Origin of the sequence: Flavobacterium piscinae, assembly GCF_004122145.1 — a bacterium.
GTDB classification, from domain to species: Bacteria; Bacteroidota; Bacteroidia; order Flavobacteriales; family Flavobacteriaceae; genus Flavobacterium; species Flavobacterium piscinae.
Map to the genome: position 1 here is coordinate 118,672 of NZ_SBKQ01000009.1, position 22,983 is coordinate 141,654.

General features: G+C 33.1%; 19 protein-coding genes. 4 read left to right on the forward strand and 15 right to left on the reverse strand.

Annotated features, from left to right (window positions below):
* Window positions 1-77 precede the first annotated feature (77 nt).
* The 4 genes from EQG68_RS09890 (at window position 78) to rpe (ending at window position 6,762) form a co-directional block, all read left to right on the forward strand.
* On the forward strand, window positions 78-2,240 hold the full coding sequence (locus tag EQG68_RS09890) for a polyribonucleotide nucleotidyltransferase (RefSeq protein ID WP_129464727.1): 2,163 nt from the start codon (window positions 78-80) through the stop codon (window positions 2,238-2,240).
* 137 nt (window positions 2,241-2,377) lie between these two features.
* Window positions 2,378-4,795, forward strand: a complete 2,418-nt coding sequence (locus EQG68_RS09895) for an outer membrane beta-barrel family protein (RefSeq protein ID WP_129464728.1) — start codon at window positions 2,378-2,380, stop codon at window positions 4,793-4,795.
* A 75-nt stretch (window positions 4,796-4,870) separates the two neighbouring features.
* Window positions 4,871-5,734, forward strand: coding sequence for a sigma-70 family RNA polymerase sigma factor (locus EQG68_RS09900; RefSeq protein ID WP_026711939.1), 864 nt, complete (start codon window positions 4,871-4,873; stop codon window positions 5,732-5,734).
* 365 nt (window positions 5,735-6,099) lie between these two features.
* Window positions 6,100-6,762 (forward strand): ribulose-phosphate 3-epimerase, encoded by a 663-nt coding sequence (gene rpe, locus EQG68_RS09905; RefSeq protein ID WP_129464729.1) that lies wholly within the window; start codon window positions 6,100-6,102, stop codon window positions 6,760-6,762.
* Window positions 6,763-6,764: 2 nt separating this feature from the next.
* Here rpe and EQG68_RS09910 read toward each other — a convergent pair whose 3' ends face one another.
* The 15 genes from EQG68_RS09910 to EQG68_RS09980 form a co-directional block, all read right to left on the reverse strand.
* Window positions 6,765-7,184: a CBS domain-containing protein gene (locus EQG68_RS09910; protein ID WP_129464730.1), complete on the reverse strand. Its 420-nt coding sequence runs from the start codon at window positions 7,182-7,184 to the stop codon at window positions 6,765-6,767.
* 116 nt (window positions 7,185-7,300) lie between these two features.
* Window positions 7,301-8,587: a phenylacetate--CoA ligase family protein gene (locus EQG68_RS09915; RefSeq protein ID WP_129464731.1), complete on the reverse strand. Its 1,287-nt coding sequence runs from the start codon at window positions 8,585-8,587 to the stop codon at window positions 7,301-7,303.
* A complete protein-coding gene (locus EQG68_RS09920) occupies window positions 8,584-10,248 on the reverse strand; it encodes a C45 family autoproteolytic acyltransferase/hydolase (RefSeq protein WP_129464732.1) in 1,665 nt (554 codons plus the stop codon). Before EQG68_RS09920 ends, EQG68_RS09915 begins: the two co-directional genes overlap by 4 nt.
* Window positions 10,245-11,771 (reverse strand): phytoene desaturase family protein, encoded by a 1,527-nt coding sequence (locus tag EQG68_RS09925; RefSeq protein ID WP_129464766.1) that lies wholly within the window; start codon window positions 11,769-11,771, stop codon window positions 10,245-10,247. Before EQG68_RS09925 ends, EQG68_RS09920 begins: the two co-directional genes overlap by 4 nt.
* Window positions 11,772-11,773: 2 nt before the next feature.
* Entirely contained in the window at window positions 11,774-15,445 is a 3,672-nt protein-coding gene (locus EQG68_RS09930) for a 1-acyl-sn-glycerol-3-phosphate acyltransferase (protein ID WP_129464733.1), read from the reverse strand.
* 8 nt (window positions 15,446-15,453) lie between these two features.
* On the reverse strand, window positions 15,454-16,626 hold the full coding sequence (locus EQG68_RS09935; protein WP_129464734.1) for a DUF2062 domain-containing protein: 1,173 nt from the start codon (window positions 16,624-16,626) through the stop codon (window positions 15,454-15,456).
* 10 nt (window positions 16,627-16,636) lie between these two features.
* A complete protein-coding gene (locus EQG68_RS09940) occupies window positions 16,637-17,122 on the reverse strand; it encodes a hypothetical protein (protein WP_129464735.1) in 486 nt (161 codons plus the stop codon).
* Between the two features lies 1 nt (window position 17,123).
* Entirely contained in the window at window positions 17,124-17,495 is a 372-nt protein-coding gene (locus EQG68_RS09945) for a 3-hydroxyacyl-ACP dehydratase (protein WP_129464736.1), read from the reverse strand.
* A gap of 30 nt (window positions 17,496-17,525) precedes the next feature.
* The gene (locus tag EQG68_RS09950) at window positions 17,526-18,110 is read right to left on the reverse strand and encodes an outer membrane beta-barrel protein (protein WP_129464737.1); all 585 of its coding nucleotides are present in this window, start codon (window positions 18,108-18,110) and stop codon (window positions 17,526-17,528) included.
* 18 nt (window positions 18,111-18,128) lie between these two features.
* Window positions 18,129-18,728 carry an outer membrane beta-barrel protein gene (locus EQG68_RS09955; RefSeq protein ID WP_129464738.1) on the reverse strand — a complete coding sequence of 200 codons (600 nt, stop codon included), beginning with the start codon at window positions 18,726-18,728 and terminating at the stop codon, window positions 18,129-18,131.
* Window positions 18,729-18,739: 11 nt separating this feature from the next.
* The gene (locus tag EQG68_RS09960; RefSeq protein WP_129464739.1) at window positions 18,740-19,372 is read right to left on the reverse strand and encodes a hypothetical protein; all 633 of its coding nucleotides are present in this window, start codon (window positions 19,370-19,372) and stop codon (window positions 18,740-18,742) included.
* Window positions 19,338-19,964 carry a LolA family protein gene (locus EQG68_RS09965; RefSeq protein ID WP_129464740.1) on the reverse strand — a complete coding sequence of 209 codons (627 nt, stop codon included), beginning with the start codon at window positions 19,962-19,964 and terminating at the stop codon, window positions 19,338-19,340. Before EQG68_RS09965 ends, EQG68_RS09960 begins: the two co-directional genes overlap by 35 nt.
* Window positions 19,954-20,730 (reverse strand): polysaccharide deacetylase family protein, encoded by a 777-nt coding sequence (locus EQG68_RS09970; RefSeq protein WP_129464741.1) that lies wholly within the window; start codon window positions 20,728-20,730, stop codon window positions 19,954-19,956. Before EQG68_RS09970 ends, EQG68_RS09965 begins: the two co-directional genes overlap by 11 nt.
* A complete protein-coding gene (locus EQG68_RS09975; RefSeq protein WP_129464742.1) occupies window positions 20,724-21,785 on the reverse strand; it encodes a beta-ketoacyl synthase N-terminal-like domain-containing protein in 1,062 nt (353 codons plus the stop codon). Before EQG68_RS09975 ends, EQG68_RS09970 begins: the two co-directional genes overlap by 7 nt.
* Window positions 21,782-22,981, reverse strand: coding sequence for a beta-ketoacyl-[acyl-carrier-protein] synthase family protein (locus EQG68_RS09980; protein ID WP_129464743.1), 1,200 nt, complete (start codon window positions 22,979-22,981; stop codon window positions 21,782-21,784). Before EQG68_RS09980 ends, EQG68_RS09975 begins: the two co-directional genes overlap by 4 nt.
* Between the last annotated feature and the right edge of the window lie 2 nt (window positions 22,982-22,983).

Here is a 22,983-nt window from a genome sequence, read left to right on the forward strand (position 1 = left end):
TTTTCATTGGGTTACACAACAACTACACACAACAACACAACGAAACCTAATATTAATACCAAATTAAGGATTTATTTATGATTCCAAATGTAACGAGAGAGGTTATCGATTTAGGAGATGGGCGTACCATTTCAATCGAAACCGGAAAATTAGCGAAACAAGCAGACGGTTCTGTGGTGGTTCGCTTAGGCGATTGTATGTTGTTAGCAACAGCCGTATCTGCCAGAACTTCTAATCCAGGAGTTGATTTTTTACCATTAACCGTTGATTACCGCGAAAAATTTGCCGCTGCAGGAAGATTTCCGGGTGGTTTTTTCAAAAGAGAAGCCCGTCCGAGCGACAGTGAAGTTTTAACTATGCGATTGGTTGACCGTGTTTTACGTCCACTTTTCCCGGATGATTATCATGCAGAAACGCAAGTAATGATTCAATTAATGAGTCATGACGAAAATGTAATGCCTGATGCTCTTGCCGGTTTGGCTGCTTCTGCTGCTTTAGCCGTTTCCGATATTCCTTTTTATAATTTAATTTCTGAAGTACGAGTAGCTCGAGTGGATGGAAAATTTGTCATCAACCCTAGCAGAACTCAACTGGATCAATCAGACATCGATATGATGATTGGTGCTTCTATGGATTCTGTAGCCATGGTGGAAGGTGAAATGAAAGAAATTTCAGAAAAAGAAATGGTGGAAGCCATCAAATTTGCTCACGAAGCCATCAAAGTTCAAATTCAAGCACAAGAACGTTTACGTAAAGCGGTGGGTTCACCTGAATACAGAACTTATGAAGGTGAAGTAGAAGACGAAACCGTTTATGCAAAAATCAAAGCAGCTTCCTATGACAAATATTATGCAATTGCCATGGAGGCTTCAGCAAAAAGCGAGAGAGGTGAAAAATTTGCTGTTGTAAAAGAAGAAGTAAAAGCGTTGTTTACTGAAAATGAATATGCTGAAAATGCAGATTTAGCTGAGTTAGTGAGCAAATACAACTATAAAACACAAAAAGAAGCCGTTCGAAATGTAATTCTTGAAAAAGGAATTCGTTTAGACGGAAGAAAAACAACTGAAATCAGACCAATTTGGTGTGAAATCGATTATTTGCCTTCTGTTCACGGTTCTTCTTTATTTACACGTGGTGAAACACAAGCGTTAGCAACTGTTACGCTAGGGACTTCAAGAGAAGCGAATCAAATTGACTCGCCATCAGAACAAGGTGAAGAAAAATTCTACTTGCACTATAACTTCCCACCTTTTTCAACCGGTGAAGCAAAACCGTTAAGAGGAACATCAAGAAGAGAAGTGGGTCATGGTAACTTGGCTCAAAGAGCCTTAAAAAATATGATTCCTGCTGATTGTCCTTATACCATCAGAGTTGTTTCAGAAGTATTAGAATCAAATGGTTCTTCTTCTATGGCAACTGTTTGTGCCGGAACTATGGCGTTGATGGATGCCGGAGTTCAAATGGTAAAACCTGTTTCAGGTATTGCAATGGGATTGATTACAGACGGTCAAAAATTTGCAGTTCTTTCTGATATTTTAGGTGATGAAGATCATTTAGGTGACATGGACTTTAAAGTAACCGGAACAGCAGACGGAATCACCGCTTGTCAAATGGATATCAAAATTGACGGTTTGCGTTATGACATCATGGAGCAAGCGTTAGAACAAGCAAGAGAAGGACGTTTACACATTTTAGGTAAATTAACCGAAACCATTGCTACTCCAAGACCAGACGTTAAAAAACATGCTCCAAAAATTATCATGCGTACCATTCCTGGTGCTTATATTGGTGCTTTAATTGGTCCTGGAGGAAAAGTAATTCAAGAACTACAAAAAGCGACCGGAACAACTATTGTTATTAATGAAGTAGATGAGCAAGGTGTAGTTGAAATTCTTGGAACGGATCCAGATGGAATTGCAGCAGTTTTAGCTAAAATTGATTCGATAATTTTCAAACCGGAAATGGGTGAAGCTTACGAAGTAAAAGTAATCAAAATGTTAGATTTTGGTGCTGTAGTAGAATATACTGCTGCTCCCGGAAACGAAGTTTTGTTACACGTTTCTGAATTAGCTTGGGAAAGAACTGAAAACGTTTCGGATGTGGTAAAAATGGGTGATGTTTTCCAAGTGAAATACTTAGGAATAGATCCAAAAACCAGAAAAGAGAAAGTTTCCAGAAAAGCTCTTTTACCGAGACCTCCAAGATCAGAGGAAAATAAAATTACTCCTAAAAAGGATTAATTTTAAACCCATTATACTCCAACCCGATTCGCAAATGAATCGGGTTTTTTTATGTGTTTTTTTGTAATTCATCTACTACATTTGTGAATATATTAACAATTATTATATATTTGCAATAACAAGCCTCTAAAACATCTATGACTTCTTCAATAAAAAGTATAATATACCTTTTTCATTTACTATTTTTAACAACTGTTTTCAGTCAGGAATTTTCTATAACCGGAAAAATCATTGACGAAAACAAGCAAGGAATAGAAGGGTCAGAAATTGTTTTATTGAGTGAAGGAAATATTGTTAATTCAGCCATAACTAATTTCGAGGGAAACTTTACTTTAAAAAACAAACCCGGCGTATATTCACTTCGTTTTTATTTTGTTGGAACTGTTATTTACCAAACCGATTTTAATCTTGACAAAAATATTGATTTGGGCACACTTAAATCATTTGACAACTCTACCCAACTCCGTGAAGTGGAAGTTACATCCAAAAAAAGAGTTATTGAAAATCAAGTTGACAGAACTGTCTTTAATGTAGAAAACAGTATTCGTTCCACGGGAACAGATGGTTTTGAGCTATTAAAAGCAACACCGGGAGTATTTATATCCGGAAATCAAATTGGAATTGTTGGTAAAAGCACTGTAAGTGTTTTGATAGATGATAAAATCGTGAATTTATCAGGAAATGAATTAATCAACTATTTACGTGGAATTAGTTCTGAAAATATTAAAAATATTGAAGTGATAACAACGCCTCCTGCAAAATATGATGCACAAGGAAACAGTGGTCTAATCAATATCAAGTTAAAAAAAGCTCCCGAAGATTCTTGGGCCGTCAATCTTCGTAACTATTATATGCAAACGTCGTATCCTTCCTATTTAGGCGGAGTTAGTTTTACTTTTAACAAAAAAAAATTAAGTCTATTTACCGATTATATTCGACAAACCGGTCATGATAAATACTGGGAAAATATTTCCAATGGATTTGAAACAGAAAATTGGGAAGGTAGAACAAATCGTAAAGACACTCGTGACATCAATCGTTTAGCATTTTCTTTAGATTATAAAATCACCGAAAAAGCAAGCATTGGAACTAAGTATATAGGATTACTTGATAATCCTGATACAAAAGACAGAAATAATACAACGGTTCGAGACAATGCCAGCAATGCTGTAACTTCTATATTTTTGACAAACGGTTCAAACAAAAACGATAGTTCAAACCATACTTTAAATGTGTATTACATTCAACAACTCGATACACTAGGGAAAAAATTAACCGTTGATTTCGATTATTTCAAGTATATTGATGATCAAAACAGAACTTTTAATACCAGTGAATTTACACCAGAGAATGTTCAAATTGGCCAAAGTTTTATTGCTAATAATACTAGCCTGCAGGATATTTTAAACTACAGTGGAAAAATTGATGTTGAATTGCCTACCAAATGGGCAACTTACGGATTTGGAGGAAAATTAAGCTTTATAGAAAACAAGAGTAATATTGCTTTTTATAATCTTTCTAACGGAACCCCAATCTTAGATATCAATCAAACCAATGATTTTGATTATGCTGAAAACACACAATCCGTTTATGGTAATTTTAAAAAATCACTCGGAAAAAAATGGCAAACACAAATTGGCTTTCGTTATGAAAATACTATTGTAGAGGGAACAACTACCTCGTTGGATGTTACACAAAATCAAACCAATGATTTTAGCTATAACCAAATTTTTCCAACAGTTTATTTATCCTACACACATAACGAAAATCATAATTTTTCTGTCAATTACAGTAAACGAATTGGCAGACCAATTTTTTGGCACTTAAATCCATTTAAAGTGTATATTAATTCATTTACCTATGCAGAAGGAAATCCATTTTTACAACCATCGTTTACAGATAATTATGAAATAAATTACAACTATAAAGAAAATTTGAGTTTCAAAATTTATTACTCCAATACCATTGACGGTACTGCTCAACTACCAATAATTCAAACAAATGAGGGCGAGACAATTTTACGCTATTTTAGGGACAACTATGCAGACAGAAGCCAATTTGGAGGTACTATTAGTTACTATTTTGATAAATTTTCCTGGTGGGAAAGTTCAAATACATTAAATGGTTTCAATAATGTTACCACATTTATTAAAGATGTACCCACAGAAGCACGAAATGGTTTTCAATATCATTTTTTCACTTACAACACCTTTACTTTAAATAAAAGCAAATCGCTTAAAGCAGAAGTAAATTTTGAGTTTCACAGTGCCAGAAGAGAATTCTATTATTCCGGAACTCAATATAACAAACTCGATGTTGGTCTTCGCTATTCCATAAAAGAAAAAGGGTTAAACTTCATTTTGTTAGCATCAGATATTTTTAGAAGCTATCAGGCAGATTTTACAAGTTTTGTTAATAATGTAAGTCAACTCAATAATAGTTATTTTGACGAAAGAAAAATTTTAGTCGGCGTAACATATAAATTTGGAAATAAAAAACTAACGGCCAGTCAACGCGAATCAGGAAATGAAGAAGTGCAAGAACGTTTAAAATAATTTTTTTTAAAATTTTGTAACTTTTAATTATCTCTTTTCGTATAACTCTTGAAACTATTATTCAAGTAGAAATAAATGAGACAGCTTAAAATCACCAAGCAGGTTACCAATCGTGAAACTGCTTCCCTAGACAAATACCTACAAGAGATTGGAAAGGTTGATTTAATTACAGCCGATGAAGAGGTAGAATTAGCTCAACGCATCAAAGCCGGCGACCAACGTGCATTGGAAAAGTTAACCAAAGCCAATTTACGTTTCGTGGTATCTGTTGCTAAACAATATCAAAACCAAGGACTTACACTTCCGGATTTAATTAATGAAGGAAACTTAGGATTAATCAAAGCAGCACAGCGTTTTGATGAAACCAGAGGTTTTAAATTCATTTCCTATGCCGTTTGGTGGATTCGTCAATCGATTCTTCAAGCGTTAGCAGAACAATCTCGTATCGTTCGTTTACCATTAAATAAAATTGGTTCAATTAACAAAATCAACAAAATGTATGCGTTGTTAGAGCAATCTAATGAGCGTGCTCCTTCTGCGGAAGAAATTGCTAAAGAGTTAGACATGACGGTGAATGACGTTAAGGAAAGTATGAAAAACTCCGGTCGTCATTTGTCAATGGATGCTCCTTTAGTAGAAGGTGAAGATTCAAACCTATATGATGTATTACGTTCAGGTGAGTCACCAAATCCGGATAGAGAATTAATTCACGAATCATTGCGTACAGAAATCGAACGTTCGTTAGAAACCTTAACTCCAAGAGAGGCAGACGTAGTGCGATTGTACTTTGGTTTAGGCGATCAACATCCAATGACCTTAGAAGAAATCGGAGAAACCTTTGATTTAACTCGTGAACGTGTTCGTCAAATTAAAGAAAAAGCTATCCGCAGATTAAAACATACCTCCAGAAGTAAAATATTAAAAACTTATTTAGGATAATTTTTTTTATAGCAATTGCCTTTGATTTATAAAAGTAATTCGTATTTTGCGTGTTTAAAATTGATACGCAAACACTAAAAATAGTAAAATTACAAACAGTTAAAACTGTTCGTTTTTTGATTGATGATTGAAACTCCGGCTGATTACCGGAGTTTTGCTTTTTTGGGGAGCAAAACACCAGTCTGTTCGCTTTGCTCGAGTTTCCGGAGTTTTGCTTTTTAGGAGAGCAAAACACCGGTCTGTTCGCTTTGCTCGGGTTTCCGGAGTTTTGCTTTTTTACTTAACTAACGAAACTTTTAAACTTTTAAACTTTTAAACTTTTAAACTTTTAAACTATAATCTATCTTTGCACAAACAACAACACGATGAAAAAAACCTTAATTGCTCCTTCTGTCTTAGCTGCGGATTTTGCTAACCTACAACGCGATATTGAAATGATAAATGCCAGTGAAGCCGATTGGTTTCATATTGATGTTATGGACGGACATTTTGTTCCCAATATTTCGTATGGAATGCCTGTTATCCAAGCCATAAAAAAACATGCTACAAAACCTTTAGATGTGCATTTAATGATTGAAAAGCCGGAGCGATATATAGAAACTTTTGCGGAAGTTGGAGCAGATATAATAACGGTTCATTACGAGTCAACCGTTCACTTGCATAGAACTTTGAGACAAATTAAAGCAACCGGATGTAAAGCTGGAGTTGTACTTAATTTAACCACGCCTGTTTCTGTATTAGAAGATATTTTACCCGAATGCTATATGGTTTTAATCATGTCAATCAATCCCGGATTCGGCGGTCAAAAATTTGAAGATATTACCTATCAAAAAGTAAAAAAACTGAGAAAGATGATAGACGAGCAAGGTTTAGATACGTTAATCGAGATTGATGGCGGAGTTACTTCAAAAAACGCGAAACAATTAGTTGATGCCGGAGCAAATGTTTTGGTTGCCGGAAGTTATGTTTTTGGTGCCGAAAATCCGACACAAACGATAGCGGATTTAAAAAAGTTGTTAGAAAATTAAATTCAATACTGTTCCAATAAATATTTGATAATATCAGTAGTAGTAACAATACCTACCAATAAGTCTCCTTCTACAACGGGAAGTGCGTGAAACTCTTTGGAAGATAAAATTTCGGCTACTTCTTTGATAGTGGTTTCCGGTGAAACGGTGACGAGTTTTTTGGCCATGACTTGTTCAACGGTAAACATATTGTAAACAGTTACATCTACAACTTCATCTTCTTCATCAACGGCGTCTACAAAAGAAATGCGTAACAAATCAGTATAACTCAACATTCCTATTATTTTATTACTGTTTACCACCGGAATATGACGGATATGGTGCTTTTTAAAAAGTAGTTCAGCTTTTGTTAAATCGTCTGTTAAATTGAGTTTGATAACGTTTTTTGTCATTATGGTCGAAACCGGAACCTGCTTTTTCATCTTAATATGCTTTAATTCTTAACAAATTTCAGCATATATCAAAAGTTATCAAATGACGAATATCATAGTTAGATTGATTCTATTTTTGTATTTCTTTCAAACTCAAAATAAATTTACTATCTCCTATCAATAAGGGTAATCGGTTTTCTACTTTCAGGAGTAAAAATTATTGATAACAACTCTTCTTTTTTAACCACTTCAAGTTTTGGTGTGACTCTTAGTTTCGCTTTAAAATGATTTTTTACTTCATGAATAAATGGTTCCGAATTGTTTTTGGTAACAATTTTAATTAAAATTTCATCCGTTCCTAACTCATTGGTAAAAATTTCAATCACATGATTTTCAATTTCTTCAAATGAAGATAACAAATCGTGCATCGCAGGCGGGTATAATGTGGTTCCTTTGTATTTAATCATGTGCTGTTTTCTACCAACCACCGGACCTAAACGCAACGAATTTCTTCCACACGGGCAAGCGTCAGTGTGTAATTGAACAATATCTCCTGTTTTAAATCGCAACAGTGGCATCGCTTCAACCCCCAATGTAGTAATGACCAACTCCCCTACTTCTCCCTGATTTACGGGTTTATTTTCATTGTTCAATACTTCCACAATAATTAATTCCGGATGGTGATGACCCCCTTGAAAATTTTCACACTCCGTGAAAGCGGTACTCATTTCTGTTGACGCATAGGATGAAAACAACTGAACCGGCCATTTTTGGGTAATTTTATCGGAAAGTAAAGTAGGATTAAAATCTTGGTCGCGTAGAGCCTCCCCAATACAAATCACTCCTTTTACACTTGATGACTTATAGTCGATTTGATGACTTTCTGCGTATTCAATCAACTTTAACAAAAAAGACGGTACGGAAATTAAATAAGCCGGTTTATATTTTAAAATAGAATCCCATTGCAATTCCGGAATTCCGGAACCCACACGAATAACGCCTGCTCCCAGTTTTCTCAGCCCTAAAAAATAAGCCAATCCGGCCATAAATCGGCGGTCCATGGTGGTCATCAATTGTACCACATCACCTTTCTGAATTCCGGCACATTGAAAGGAAATGGCTTCATTATAGGCCAATCTTTCTAAATCATTATCGGTTAAACCTATGGTTACCGGACTTCCTAATGTCCCGGAAGTAGTAACATAATCAATAATTTTATCCCGTGTAACACAAAAAAAATCGTCATTATATTCTTGCAAATCTGTTTTAGTTGTCACCGGAATTTGTCGTAAATCTTTCAACGTTTGAATTGAATTCACATCTATTGAATGCTTAGAAAACAGTCGTTTATAAAATGGTGAATTTTGATTCAAATAGGCTAATAATTCCTTGAGTTTTTCACTTTGAAATGCATAAATTTCTTCAACCGAAGCTTTTTCTATCGCTGGAATCATCCTATTTTATTATTAATTTTCTTTAAATAATTTTCTATCTTTTTTCTGTCAGGAACGGTTGTAATTTCTTTTTCGAGAGCTTTTTTAAATTCAATTTCAGCGGCTTTGAACCATCCTTTTTGAAAAAAATATTCTCCTATTCGAGCATAAACTACCCAAAAATCAGGATTTAAGTTTTGGTATTCTTTGACAAACTCTGTTTCCAAAGTTAACTTTTCTTTTAAAACCTTATCCAATTTACGATCTAAAATTCTGAACTTTTCATAATCAATATATTCTTTCGAATTTAAAAAATCGTCTTTAGGAATGTTAGCAGATTCCTTCACAGAAACTGAATAATCCTCCTTCATTTTAGAAAAAACTTCTTTCAAATCATAAGCCACAAATTCGCCCAATTGATAGGGGTTGGAAGAAACCCAAACCATCAATTGTTCCGGTTTAAAAATAATGGCATGGTGAGCCCGAAGTTGATTAAGAGCCTTTTCGTTTCCAAATCCAATTTTAAGTTCAGAAAGCCCCTCTTTATTTCGAAGAATTTCTGCCATTTTTTGTGGATTCATTTTATCCTTTTCTTCCAACAACTCCTTCATTCTATCAAAACGGTATTGTGAATGGCTTTCTTTAATGTGATTAATGTTTCGCTCGTCAGATTGATACGCTGTACTTTGAAAATGATTAGAGCAAACCAATTGAGTGGAATTTTGAACTTCATACACATCAAAATTATCAGGAGCCATTTCTATTAAAACCGCATTTTTATCTTTGGCACTTCCCACCATAATTGACTCTGAAACAAATACTTCTCTTTTTTTGGCAATCGCAATCGCTTCCTCGATGGTGGTAGCATATTGTAAAATTTCCCTCGTAACAATTGAAATTGGTGTTTTGGCCACGAGTGGAATATCGGATTTTCCTGCATTGATAGTTACTGTTAATCCTTCAGCATTCATACCGGAAAGCACGCCAATCATTCCGCCCCAAGTCACATTCATAAACGGAATTCCTTTATCAGGTTTAACAAATAAAATGATTTTATCTTTGGCAAAATCGTCGCCGGCATAAAAATCGAAATTTCTTCCGATTAGGAGCGAGCCATCCTCTGATTTATCCCCCCAAACTGCGATGGATGAACAACCAACCAATGCTAAATCCTGCAAGGCATGACCAATATCGTGGGCTCCATGAAGATAAAGACTTCTTAAGTATTTGGGTGCAATGGAGTTAAAATCATCTGAGGCATACTCGGAAATACCATAGATTTCTGTTTTGAATTCTTCCGGAATATGTAGATAAAGTTTCCGATTATACCATTTTAAAAATTCCCGTAAAAGCTTTTGCTTAAATTTTGACGGAACCATTTCCTGAATTTTGGAAAAGAAAATAAATTCTTGTTTTTTGAATAAATCTTCAGATAAACCACCAATTAACAATCCTCTTTGCCATTCATTCCCAGACACATGAAGTTCCCACAATTGTTGTTTGTTTTTGATTATAAAGTTATTTTCTGACACAAAAAGAGAATCATTTCGCTTTTCAATGATTGGTTTTTCAAATGTTGAAAATGCAACTTGAGGCTTATCTTGAAGTGATTTAGAAATTCCACAAGACAAAAAGGTGACTCCTACAAAAAGATGAAAAATTATTTTGGATACAACTTTCATTCCTTTGCTTTGAGTTCGTTGTTAATTTTATTGATTAAATATTCTTTTCCTACGATTTCCGAACAAGTGACAACCGCTCCAATGGTTACACCTAAAACCCCATGCATACTGATACTTTGTCCGGTTAAAAACAAATTTTCGATCTTTGTTTTAGGCGAAATAAAGGTTTTCATTGGGTTGTTCGAATCTTTCACATAGCCATATAAATTTCCGTTGTGTCCGCCAATATAATCCCTGTAAGATAATGGTGTAGAAGCATGCACCGATTTAATGCATTCGCGAATATTTGGGATTTTCTTTTCAATTTCTTGAAGAAAAATTTCAATTTTATCATTTTTGAATTTTTCGTATTCTTCTCCCCTTTCTTCTTTATTAGCAACTGTGTTTTTAGTGTTTTCCCACTGTTGAACTTCATCAAAACGCATGTAGGTAATTGCTGTTATACTTTCTGCCCAAACTTGATTTTCTTCTGAAACATTCATTGAAATCATATAACATTCCGGCCAAGATTCTTGTGTGTACTCTGCTGCTTTCCAAATTCGAGAAGCATCTTTCACATGGTAATTGTTATAATTTCGATAAGGCAGACTTTCCGGCTTTAACACAATATAAATACTAAACGGTGCAATAATGACCTCTAAACTTTGTATTCTGTCATAATACGGTTTTCTGAATTTGTCTTTGCCAATTAAATTTAAAGTAGTCTTGGGTTCTATATTAGAAATGAATATATCTCCAAAATACTCGTTCCCATTTTTGGTTATGGCTGAAATTAATTTTCCGTTATCATACGTAAAATCGACCACTTCACTGTGCTTATACGTTTCTCCTCCAAACTTTTTTAATTGTTTAATAAGTTGTTTGGTAATTTGACTTCCGCCGTTTAAACATCGCCAAGAGCTTTGTATATAGGAATTTACCGAAAGTGCATGCACATAAAAGGGAGTTCTGTAATCATCGCCGGCATAAAGAAAATTGGAACCCGCCAAAACTGCTTTTAATTTTTCGTTTGGTGTCAATTCATCCAATAAAGCTTTTGCATTTATGGAAAGTACTTCATTTTGATACCCTCCGTCATTTTTAAGGTTATAAAGCGGAAACGAATCGCAGGCATAAATTAATTTATTGCAATATTCTCTGATTACTTCTTCTTCATCGGGAAAATATTTAACTAATTGCTTTACAAAATTTTCATAGCCTTGCGCATGCGGATATTGATTCGGATCCCCTTCAAACGTGATAACATCATAGGCATCTTCATCCATTTTCTTTAATCGGAGATGATCCATAATCCCGATGTATGAAAAATAACTGTGTAAATTTTGACCTTCAGCCAATCCTCCGATATAATGAATTCCGGTATCAAAAATGGTTTTGTCTCTAACAAACGTTTGCAGATTACCTCCAAATTGGTTGTTTTTTTCTAAAACGCAGACACTTTTTCCTTCTTTAGCCAAAATAATGGCTGAGACCAAACCACCAAGTCCACTACCCACGATTACAACATCATATTTTTTTTTCAGATTCACGGCTTTATCAAAACGATTTTAGTTGGTTCTTCTTTTACAATACTGAATCCATGATTAAGAATGACTTCTTTTAATTCAAAATGAATCAGCAAAATGATTTTACTTGCTTTAGAAATATAATCCATTATGATTGATTCCTCTATATTTGTTGAAATTACTACTATATCAAAATTACCAATCGCAGTCAATTCATCAGGATAACAAATATCACGTTTTTTAACTAAATAATTGGTTTTAGCGACACTTCTTTTTTCTTCATCAACACAATAACTTTGTATTTTTCTTCTGGCCTGTTGCAACGTCAGTAATACATCTAACTGTCCATAATCATTCCCAAAATGAAGTATTTTTGCTAAAGGAGCTATGTCGTCATTTAGGTTGAAATAAATTGTTTTATTCATTTCAAAATCTCTTTTCACAGCTTCAATAACTTCTGATTCTTTATATAAAAAACTCAAAAAGAGTTTGTTTTTAAAGTAATTTTCGTCTTCTCTCTCTATTCTAATTTTTGCAAATTCCTGTCTGAAAAGTTTATTAATTGATTTGGTTCTTTCAGCATAAGAATTTCCGAAAGAACTATCTGAGGCTTCAATTCGCTTTCCGATAACTACTGTAATGTTTTCATCATAAATAATATGATCACCTTTGGGAAGTGTTTCAGAATTTCCGTGAATATAAATCGGCAGAATATCCAAATTAAATTGCTCTGCCAGATAGAAAGCTCCTTTGTGGAAGCGTTTAATATCGTTGTCTTCTGAACGAGTACCTTCTGGAAAAACCATCAATAAATAACCATGATCAACTCGTTTTCTTAGATGTTCAACACCACCCTCTAAACCTTTAGAAACCGGATAATAACCGGCCAAACGAACCACACCACCAAAAATAGGAGATTTATACACCCAATCATTAACCAAATAAATCACACGATGTGTCACCATTCCGGTTGCCAAGGTGTCTAAAAAGGAAGTATGGTTGGCAATTACAATTGCCGGTTTATCAAATTTTTCATGATGCAGATTGACGATTTCTTTTTTCACAAATGGATTTGAGTACAACACCGATTTCATGAATTTAGAAATAATTTTCCGAAACCAGCTGGTTCTGGTTTTGGCATTAACCGGCAGTAGAAATAAAATTATTCTTCCAAAAAAAGAAAAAATAAAACCTCCCAATCCATAATAAATGAACGACAAAGAAGAATGTAAAAATAAACGAAGTGAAATGGGAGATTTTCCCTTTTTAGTCCGATTTACAATACAAATGTTGAATAGAATTGGGTAAAAAACAAAAGTGATGATCAAAGCCGAAAAAATTCCGATTAATGAAACGGCAGAAATGGATTTCAGAGCAGGATGTTTGGCAAAAATTAAAGCTCCGATCGCTAAAATTGTGGTAATAGCCGCCATTAAAATGGAAGCCCTATACGTTGGCAATACACTTTTGCCGTAGGTATATTCTTTTTGTAAAGCACTCGTCATGAATATACTAAAATCAACTCCTAAACCAAAAATCATTGTACAAACAATGGTGCTAAAAATATTGAGTTGAAGACCAAACAAATTCATTAGTCCGCCGGTTACTATTCCGGTAATTATGATTGGAATGGCACTTAAAATAACCAATTCAATTCGTTTAAAAAAGAGAAAAAGTATAAGTAAAACCGCTATCAACGAATAATTTATCAAGCTTGTAAAATCGTCTCTTAATTGGCCTAGAAAGGTTTCATTCATGTGTTGACGGTCAATTACAACCAAATTTTCATTTTTTGAAATGGTGTCAATAAATTTATCTCGTTGATTTAAATTTATTTTTACTAATGAAGAAATAGTATAAAAACCATCTTTTTGAGAGACAAATTCTTTTAAAAATAAAGCTTTTACTTGTTCGTAATCTTGGAATTGAATCGTTGAAAAATCCTTCTTCAACAAGTTATAAAATTGCCCGTGAGTTTCTTCTTTAAATCCAACTAATTTGCCGTTTTTAATTAAACTATTTTGAAGAAATTCTATCTTTTCCTCTGTCCAAAATGTCTTCCATTTTTCAATTTTTTGTTTTTGTTCTTTTTCGGATAAAACCAATCCCCCAATGGAACTAAAAGTCAAAATCTCATTTTTTTCTTTTCTTTCAGAAAGATCTTTATAGATAGTACCGGCTTGTTCCAAAGCTTCATTAATTGAATTGCCGTACGATGTTAAATAAATCGATTTTGATGTTAAATTGGTTGCTTTTTCTAATTTGCTTTCCGCTAATTTAATTTCGTCGGGAACATAATTTAGTTCGGCTAAATTATTGTTGAAGGTTACATTTTTAAAAGTGAAAATGCTTACCACAATAATAATTAGAGAGGAAATTATTAAAAATTTATTTTTATGAAATGAAAAAAAAGCGATATTATCCAAAACTGTTTTTGGTTTGTCTATCGTTACCTTTTTTGGTTTGTATAAATGTGGAATAATCAACAAAGAAAAAATTGCCGATATTATGACGCAAATTGCAGCAAAAATCCCTAAATCTTTTAAGGCTTCGGAGTGAACAAAAAGTAAACATAAAAAAGCTATTGCGGTGGTACTGCTGCTCATAAGCAACGGTTTAACAATATCTTTATACAATGTTTCTATGTTGCTGTTATGTTTATAATGTGTAAGAATATGCAAAGAATAATCAATCGTGATCCCAAGTAATACCGCACCAACGCTTAGTGAAATAGCCGAAATGCTGTCTTTTATAAAATATAAAAAAGTCATTGCCACCCCAACACCAAAAAGTGTTGGAATAAAAATAATGATTGGCACCAAAATGTTTCGATAAAAATATATCAAAACTAAAACCAAAAGGCTTAACGAGATAAATACCGAGGTCATTATGTCTCGTTTTATTTGCTTCGCATTAGCCACAGCAATAAAAGATGAACCAAAATAAGTTAAATCGGTTTTTTCTTTAAATTCCTGATTAAGTTGTTGTTGAATTTCCTCTAATTTTTCAACAAATAACTGACTCTTTTCCGTTTCTGTTCCGGCTAATTTTGGATTAATGAAAAGTAGTAATTTTGAATTATCTTTTGTGATTAAAAAACCATCTTTCAATTGAAAGTCGTCACCGCTATTGAGTTCTTGGAGTTTATTTAGACCCATAAAAGAAATACCAAGCGGATCATTTAAAATAAACTCTTTTGCGACAATTCCGGTTGGCGAAATCAGGGTTTTATAATTTTTTTCAACCTGAACGGAAATGCTATCGTTGTTGAGTTTTTTATCAATTAACGCATAATCGGATTCTTCTAAAAAAAGTGGTAAATTATCATAGACGAATTCAATTGTTTGCTGAATGTTATCATCATCTATTTTTCCTTGAATTTCTTCAATATATTGATTGAGCGAAGTTGTTTTTTCTAAAAATGTTGTAGCGGTTTCAATCAAATCGTCTTCAGTGCCATTTTTATCTTTTTCAATAATGACCGTAATTTTATCTGAAAAATTAATCTGTTGAAGTACTTTTGCCGTTACATCCGACTTTTCAGTTTTTGGAATAATTCGGGTGATGTCTTCTTCAAACTGAATTTGAGTGGCAAAAAATCCAAAAAAACACAACAATGCAATGGCCATTGTAATAGCCAATCGTTTTTTTCGCTCCACAAAGCGATACATTGCAATAAAAAATGAATGCATTATTATTTTTATTTTTTTGATTTTTTGGTCAGCGAAAGTAATAAATAACTTCCAACTCCAAAAACAATTGCGGCTACAGTTGCCAAAACAAAACTTCCCACAAGATATTGTGATAAATTGGATTTTACAACATCCAAGGTGATAGAATTATCAAATCGAAGCGGTTTTGTACTTCCCACAAAAAAAGAACCTATTTTTAACGAACTGAAAATAATAATAGGAATCATCGGAGGAAAGCTAATGTTTGAAAAAACAAATGCTAATGCCTTATTGAGCTTAAATAAAACAGCCAAAGAAATGGATAAAATGGTTTGAAACCCCCAAAAAGGAGCAATTCCAATAAAAACCCCTAAAGCAATGGAGGAAGCTTTTTTCATGTTTGAATCTGAACTGGCTAAAATATCTTCACGAACAAAGTCTTTAAATTTTTTTTTTAAAAGTTTTCGAAAAAAGTCTCTTGGTTTGATATAAAAAAGTGTAATAATAACCAGTAGCGTATTCAACACACTAATTCGGCTGAAATCTTGAAACGGACGAAAATGTGAAACTCTTTCATTAGGGTCATAAAGAATGTTGATGGGTATATTTTTAACCGGAACACCTTTCCATGCCGTTCGAACGATCACTTCGATTTCAAACTCAAATTTTCGGGTAAAAAATTTCTTCGGAATTGAATTTAACGGATACAATCGGTAACCCGATTGGGTATCATCCAATTTAATACCGGTTTCAAACCAAAACCAAAAATTGGAAAACTTGTTACCAAAACTGCTTTTTTTGGGCACACCGTCTTGGTTCATGTTTCTACTTCCAATGAGTAAGACATCTCTATTTTCTTCTTCCAAAGCTTGCAAAAAAAGTGGAATATCATCCGGAAAATGCTGACCATCAGAATCAATCGTAATTGCAAACTTGAAATTCAATTGTTTTGCTTTTTTGAAACCTTCTCGCAAAGCAACTCCTTTTCCTTTGTTTTCAGCAAAATGAATTTGTGTGAGTTGAGGGTATTTTTTTAAATTATCAAATGTTTCGTCTGTTGATCCATCGTTTACAATAATAATGTTATCCGTTTGATTCAACACACCATCGATAACCCGTTGAAGTGTTTTTTGGTTGTTGTAGGTTGGAATAATTACGCATGTCTCCGCCATAATTTTATTGTTGATGATGGTTTCATTCATAAAATCAGGGTTAGTTTGCAATTAACTCCTTTTCTTGTGCGGTAAATGATTTTGACTGCATGATGAACGACTTTAAATGCTCTTGTAAAGCTTTGTTTTGTTTGTCAAAAGTAGTCAAAATAAGTTTTTTATCTTCCGAAATATTGGCTTTATAATTAAGTATTTTAGGGGTATTTTCCTGAATACTTAAACGGATTAATCTAATCTCTGCATTGTTCGAATCGGCTTTAACAGCTTGTTCAAGAATAGTAATTCCTTTTGTAAAAAGCTCTTTTTTTGTTTTTCTGTCAGAAGCAAATTTTGCTTTTAGAGCGATAGAAGCTCCTTTATAGGCCAACAAGGTCTTGTTTTCACCTGAATAGCTAACCATTAGCTTATTGAATTCCTCAGCTTTTTCTTTTGATTGAGAGGCTAGAATATAATTTTCTCGCACAGTGACTAATTCCTGATTACCAGAGAAAAAGACTAAGCATACTATAGCGAAAAAAAACTTCAAACTATGCTTTTTTATAGGTGTTAAATAATTTTAAAGCAACTGTATCGTCAAAAAAAGTAGTGTTTTTTACTTTAATATCTGAATCTAAATCGCCGCTAAAATCTAATTCAAGTTTTAATTTTGGATTGATTTCCGGATTGATTAAGGCCATAAATTTAACGTTAGATGAACTTTTTAAAATCAAAGAACTTCCCAAAATTTCTTGAGAAAGTTCTTTGATAATTTGCATCATACAAACGCCGGGGGTCACCGGATTTCCGGGAAAATGTCCTTTGAATATATCATGTGCTTTATTTAAAAAAACAGTAGCATTATATTTTTCATTTGAAATTTTCTCGATATTTTCAACCGAATAGAAATCCTTTAGTAACATGGTTTATTTTTTATTTTAAATATACAATTTTTATTTTAAATCGAATGAATAGGAAACCCCAAACTGAAACAATGAATTTAGTTTTACTTCGTCAAAATTTCCGTTGCCATTTTCATCATTGTATTCATTGTAATTGTCTCCAAAAACATCTACAATACCTTGTTTGAATCGAACATCAACAGCAAGTCCATTTTTAAAAGTATAGCCAATTCCTCCCATAAGAGCAAAGTCAAACCCAATTAATTCATCACTTAAAACTGTTGGAAAGTTATCACCAACTTTAACATCGATTGTTGGACCAACCAACACATTAAAACCTCCTCCAAATGTGAATTTATTCGTTATTCCAACCGATAAATAATCGAGTGAATAACTATCATTCGGTGTTTTAAAACCCTGTCTGGAATAAGTTAATTCCGGTTGTAATGAATAAAATTTTACAAACTTTAATTCAAATTGACCACCTACAAAAAAATCGGTTTTTGAATCAGCATCTAAATTGGTGATTTTTGAAAGATTAAGTCCACCTCGCACACCCGGTTTAAATTCAAATTGAGCATTCGAAACGAAAGTACCTAGAAAAATAAAAACGAAAATTGATAAAAACTTTTTCATGATTAATTATTGTAAGATTTATTTTAAATCAAAAGTATATGAAACACCTAATTGAAACAGAAAGTTGGTGTTATAATCACCAACATTGTACGAATTATCACTAAAATAATCCGTTTCATAAATATCAATAATTCCTTTTTTTACTCTTGCTTCAATAGAGAGATTATTGGTAACACTTATCCCTAACCCAAGTAAAAAGGCTAAATCAACATCTGATTGTGTAAATTGGTTTTGTCCCGCTTGAAAATCTATGGTTGGACCGATGTGAATATTGAATTTATTGTTAAAAGTAAACTTATTCACTATAGCAAAAGAGATATAATCAACCGAAATGTCTTCTTTAGAAACATCATAATTACCCGTTTGATTGTTAAAATTTTGCACTAATACATCATTTCCACCTTGTTTAGAATAACTAATTTCCGGTTGCAACGTATAGTATTTGGTAAGTTTCAATTCTCCAAAACCGGCAATGTAAAAATCGGATCGCGTTGAGGCGTCTGATTGAGTGATTTTAGACAGATTTAAACCTGCTCTGAGTCCTGGTTTAAAAGTTACTTGAGCGTTTACAAATGTTAGTCCGAAGAAAAACAAAAATGCAAAAACAATTCTTTTCATAGCTTGATAATTTAATTACTAATTTGATTTAATTCAATTTTTAATTTAATGTTTTTATGTTCAATAATTATTTTTTCGGCAAAAGTAGTGTTTTTTCCTTCAAACTGAATCAGAACTTTTTCTTTTACTTTAGTTGTGTGTGTAAGTTTTGTTAACATTTTATCCGATTTATGCTCGAATAAATAATTAAAACGATTTCCGTACTTTGTTTTATAAATAGTATGTGTTTGATTTTCAAAAACTTCTTCTATATTATATTTTTCTCTAAAAACTAATCTAAAATCTTTTTCTAATGTATTCAGAACGATTTTTTTATTCAAATCATCAACGCAATAATTCACATTAAAACTGTTTTCTGAAACTTCAAAATCGAGTAATGTATTCCCAAAATCAGTAGTTAAAACGGCCCGATGAAGTGTATCATTTATTTTTTTTGCCACAAAAATTCCACCCAACTGCTTTCCGTAAACTTCTATGTTGGCTTTATAAACATAATCTTTTTGAGAATCGGAGAAATAGTGATTTTGAAAGTTTTTTCGGTCACTATCAATCTTGATTGTGTTTGGAATTTCATGCGTTTTGCATGAAAGAAATAGCAAGAATAAACCACTACTGATTAAAAACCGAATCATCAAATTTTGCATTGAGTTGTTTGTTTTTAAAAACAATTTTGGTAAAATCGTCAGAAGGTTCAATTAATCTAACTTGAGAAACTGTAGATTCGCCAATAGGGAAATACAATTCTACTAATTTGATATACTTTTTTATAGTAGTTGTTTTCGGAGTTAACTTAGTGATATAAAATTCTTTATTTTTGAAATACTCGATGGAAAATTCTTCATCATCAAATAGATTTCCGCTCACGCTTCCGACAATTAACTTATTAATTTTTTCAAACATTTTACTGTTTCCGGCATTGATGCTGCTTTTTTTTCCTTGATCGTTGATGTAAACTTTATTGTTTTTAAATATTATACTGTATTGATAGGGATTAGTATATTGCCAATTCAATAAATTAGGTGATTTCAAATACATTTTACCTGAAGTTTCAATGTCTTTTGACAAAAAACTCAAGTGTTTATATTGAATAAAATCGGTTTTTAATGATTTTATAGTTTTTGTTTCTTTATCAACAGCGGTTTTGAATGAAGAAATTTCAGTTGCTGACATTTTCTGTTCTTGAGCAAAAACAGTGAAATTCATACACAAAACAAAAAGCAACATTTTAATTTTCATACGCCGAAAGATTTAAAAGTTTATCCACAGAAACAATAGAATAATTTTCCGTTTTCAAAAATAGCAATAACCGTTCCAATACATTGACTGATTTTTGAGAAGTATCATGCATAAGTATGATTCCGCCGGGTTTGATTTTATTTTTTACACGTTCAAAAATAGTATTTTCATCTTCATAAACGGTATCTAACGAACGAATATTCCAGCCAATAACATGATGTTTTGTTTCAGAAATTGCTTTAGCAATCATTGGATTTGTAACGCCAAAAGGCGGACGGAAAAGTTTCATATTTAATCCAGACCATTGCTGAACTAATTTATTTGTTGTTGTAATTTCATTCAATACATTTTGAGAAGAAAAAAAACCGAAATTTTCGGAATGAGAAAAACTGTGATTTCCTACCAGATGACCCTCTGAAATTATTCTCTTAAAAAGTTGAGGATTGTTTTCGATTTGTTTTCCGATACAAAAAAAAGTAGCTTTAACATTAAATAGTTTAAGCAAATCCAGTACTTTTTCGGTCATTTCGTGTGGACCATCATCAAACGTCAACGCAATTTCCTTTGAAATAGAATTTGGCTTTGAACAATACGCTTTTGTAAAATAATTCAATCGAATGTCAAACGAACCCCACGTGGTTAATCCCAACCAAATTAAAAAAAGAAGTAAAAAAAAAATCCAATGAACTGCTGTAAAAAAGGTAAAAGTGAACAAAACCAATACAACAGCAACACAAAAAAGGACTATTTTTTTATGTTTTAGCATTTTTTAAGTAAGGTTAAACTATGGTCTTTTCCTCGGTATTGATTGTAAAGTAAAACAGTTTGATACATTTCTCTTTCGATGGAATTCATTTTTACACAGGCAGGAACAGTTTGTTCTTTCAAAATATTCAACGCCATCCATAGTCCAAATCCACTAGCCGTATAAAATTCACCACTTAAATGTTTAAAATAAGCTTGTGGTGTTTGGTTAAAAAAATGACTAACTTGATTAAAATAAACATCAAATTCCACATCACCATTATTACCTAGCACAACTAAATCAATATCGTTTAAACTGATTTTATTATTGTTTAAAAAAGTTTTTACATACTGCTCCACTTCGTTTAACTCCAAAGAATTTTGTATTGAAATAGCATCTAAAGTTGCATAAGAACTTTCTTTTTGTTGCTCTTCCAATACAAAAAAACTAGCTCCTTCGCCCAAAATCATTCCTTTTGTAGTAGGTTCTAAAATTGAACATGGCAAGTCTTCTTGTTTCTTGATGTTACCGGCCATGCGTTGTACATCGATATTATGTTGAGCCGTTTCGTCAATTCCGCCAACCAAGACAGAATGGGCTTCCTCAGTTTCAATTTGAAGCTTGGCATCCAATAAAGCTGTTTCTAAGGAAACGGCTCCGTTTACATACGTAAAATTATATCCTTTACATTGTAACCCAAGAGCGATTTGACCTGCAACCGTGTTGTGTGTAGATTGAATAAATGAAGTTGGCGTTAAAAACTGTTCATTATTATCTAAAATAGCTTTGAGAAATTTTTCGGAATCTTCTAAACAACCCAGGCCTGTACCGGTAATAATTGCATCGGGCATAGCAAGATTAGCCTCTTTTAAAGCTTGTGTGGAAGTAAAAATTCCCATCTTAACTCCTTTGGCCATTCTTCTGATGAATGATGGAGAAATTACCTCTACATAAGAAGGTTGCTTTGCGAATACAACACTTTCCTTGGTAGTAAGTTCAACTTCAGCTAAAAAAGCTGCATCTACGGTTTTTTGAACCGAAATGCATCCTACCCCATTGATAAAACTCTTTTTCATTCGCTTTTAGAAAATATTACCGTTGAACAATTTCCTCCAAAACCAAACGAATTCGACAACACATGATTAATATTCTTTTCTTTCAATATAGTTTGCGGAATCAAATTAAATTCTTCCATTGGTTTTTTAAAATTCATATTGGGGAAAACCAAGTTGTGTTGTAGAGCCAAAACGCTATACACTGCCTCAATGGCTGCTGCGGCGGCTAACGTGTGCCCTGTAAATGCTTTTGTGGAACTAAAATCGGGCACCTTATTATTAAATATTCTCAATATTGCTCTACCTTCAGACAAATCGTTGTTGGGTGTAGCCGTTCCATGAGCGTTGATGTAATTTATATCTTCCGGTTTTAAATCTGCCAACTTGAATGCTTTTTGCATGGCTAAAAAAGCTCCTTCACCATTTTCTGAGGAAGCTGTTTGATGAAAAGCATCATTAGCATTGCCAAAACCGCTGACATAAGCCAATACTTTTTTATTATTTTTTTGTACAATTTCATCTGATTCCAACACTAAAAAAGCAGCTGCTTCACCGAGATTTAAACCTTTTCGATCGTTATCAAATGGTGTGTTATAGGTATCGGATAAAATCATTAACGTTTTAAATCCGTTGATGGTGAATTTTGCCAACGCATCAGTGCCACCTACAATCACGCGGTCTAATTGTCCGGATTGAATCAATCTGCATCCCAACATAATGGCATTGGCAGCTGACGAACAAGCAGTGCTTACGGTGGTTACCATTCCTTTTAATCCAATATAATCAGCAATTTGATGAGAAGAATCGCCTGCATCATGACTGTTGATGTATTTGTGAAGCGATTCATCATTATAATACTCGTAAAAATACTTTTCATTTAAATCCATTCCACCTACGCTTGTGGCAGAGATAAATCCACTTCTACAATCGTTGATGTCTTTAACATTGGCATTTTCAAGTGCTTCACGAACAGCAATCGCTCCTAATAATGTTGTTCTGGAAAAATTATTATCTTCCGATAAATTGAGTTGTTTAGCTAATTGTTGGTTGGTTAATTTAATTTCACCCACCATAATTACCTCTTTATGAATTGTTTCTAAATTTTCAATAGTAGAAATTCCGGTTTTACCGTTTATTAACGACTGGAAGTTTTCTTCAACAGAATTTCCTATCGAAGAAATGATTCCCATTCCGGTTATTGCAACTCTTTTATTCATTA

What these genes read in the sequence shown, in the direction of transcription:
- EQG68_RS09975 (WP_129464742.1), bottom strand. Translation starts at nt 21,785, where the DNA reads ATGAAAAAGAGTTTTATCAATGGGGTAGGATGCATTTCGGTTCAAAAA.
- EQG68_RS09980 (WP_129464743.1), bottom strand. Translation starts at nt 22,981, where the DNA reads ATGAATAAAAGAGTTGCAATAACCGGAATGGGAATCATTTCTTCGATA.
- EQG68_RS09910 (WP_129464730.1), bottom strand. Translation starts at nt 7,184, where the DNA reads ATGAAAAAGCAGGTTCCGGTTTCGACCATAATGACAAAAAACGTTATC.
- EQG68_RS09935 (WP_129464734.1), bottom strand. Translation starts at nt 16,626, where the DNA reads ATGAATGAAACCATCATCAACAATAAAATTATGGCGGAGACATGCGTA.
- EQG68_RS09920 (WP_129464732.1), bottom strand. Translation starts at nt 10,248, where the DNA reads ATGAAAGTTGTATCCAAAATAATTTTTCATCTTTTTGTAGGAGTCACC.
- EQG68_RS09955 (WP_129464738.1), bottom strand. Translation starts at nt 18,728, where the DNA reads ATGAAAAGAATTGTTTTTGCATTTTTGTTTTTCTTCGGACTAACATTT.
- EQG68_RS09890 (WP_129464727.1), top strand. Translation starts at nt 78, where the DNA reads ATGATTCCAAATGTAACGAGAGAGGTTATCGATTTAGGAGATGGGCGT.
- rpe (WP_129464729.1), top strand. Translation starts at nt 6,100, where the DNA reads ATGAAAAAAACCTTAATTGCTCCTTCTGTCTTAGCTGCGGATTTTGCT.
- EQG68_RS09965 (WP_129464740.1), bottom strand. Translation starts at nt 19,964, where the DNA reads ATGAAAATTAAAATGTTGCTTTTTGTTTTGTGTATGAATTTCACTGTT.
- EQG68_RS09915 (WP_129464731.1), bottom strand. Translation starts at nt 8,587, where the DNA reads ATGATTCCAGCGATAGAAAAAGCTTCGGTTGAAGAAATTTATGCATTT.
- EQG68_RS09970 (WP_129464741.1), bottom strand. Translation starts at nt 20,730, where the DNA reads ATGCTAAAACATAAAAAAATAGTCCTTTTTTGTGTTGCTGTTGTATTG.
- EQG68_RS09945 (WP_129464736.1), bottom strand. Translation starts at nt 17,495, where the DNA reads ATGTTACTAAAGGATTTCTATTCGGTTGAAAATATCGAGAAAATTTCA.
- EQG68_RS09960 (WP_129464739.1), bottom strand. Translation starts at nt 19,372, where the DNA reads ATGCAAAATTTGATGATTCGGTTTTTAATCAGTAGTGGTTTATTCTTG.
- EQG68_RS09930 (WP_129464733.1), bottom strand. Translation starts at nt 15,445, where the DNA reads ATGCATTCATTTTTTATTGCAATGTATCGCTTTGTGGAGCGAAAAAAA.
- EQG68_RS09950 (WP_129464737.1), bottom strand. Translation starts at nt 18,110, where the DNA reads ATGAAAAAGTTTTTATCAATTTTCGTTTTTATTTTTCTAGGTACTTTC.
- EQG68_RS09895 (WP_129464728.1), top strand. Translation starts at nt 2,378, where the DNA reads ATGACTTCTTCAATAAAAAGTATAATATACCTTTTTCATTTACTATTT.
- EQG68_RS09900 (WP_026711939.1), top strand. Translation starts at nt 4,871, where the DNA reads ATGAGACAGCTTAAAATCACCAAGCAGGTTACCAATCGTGAAACTGCT.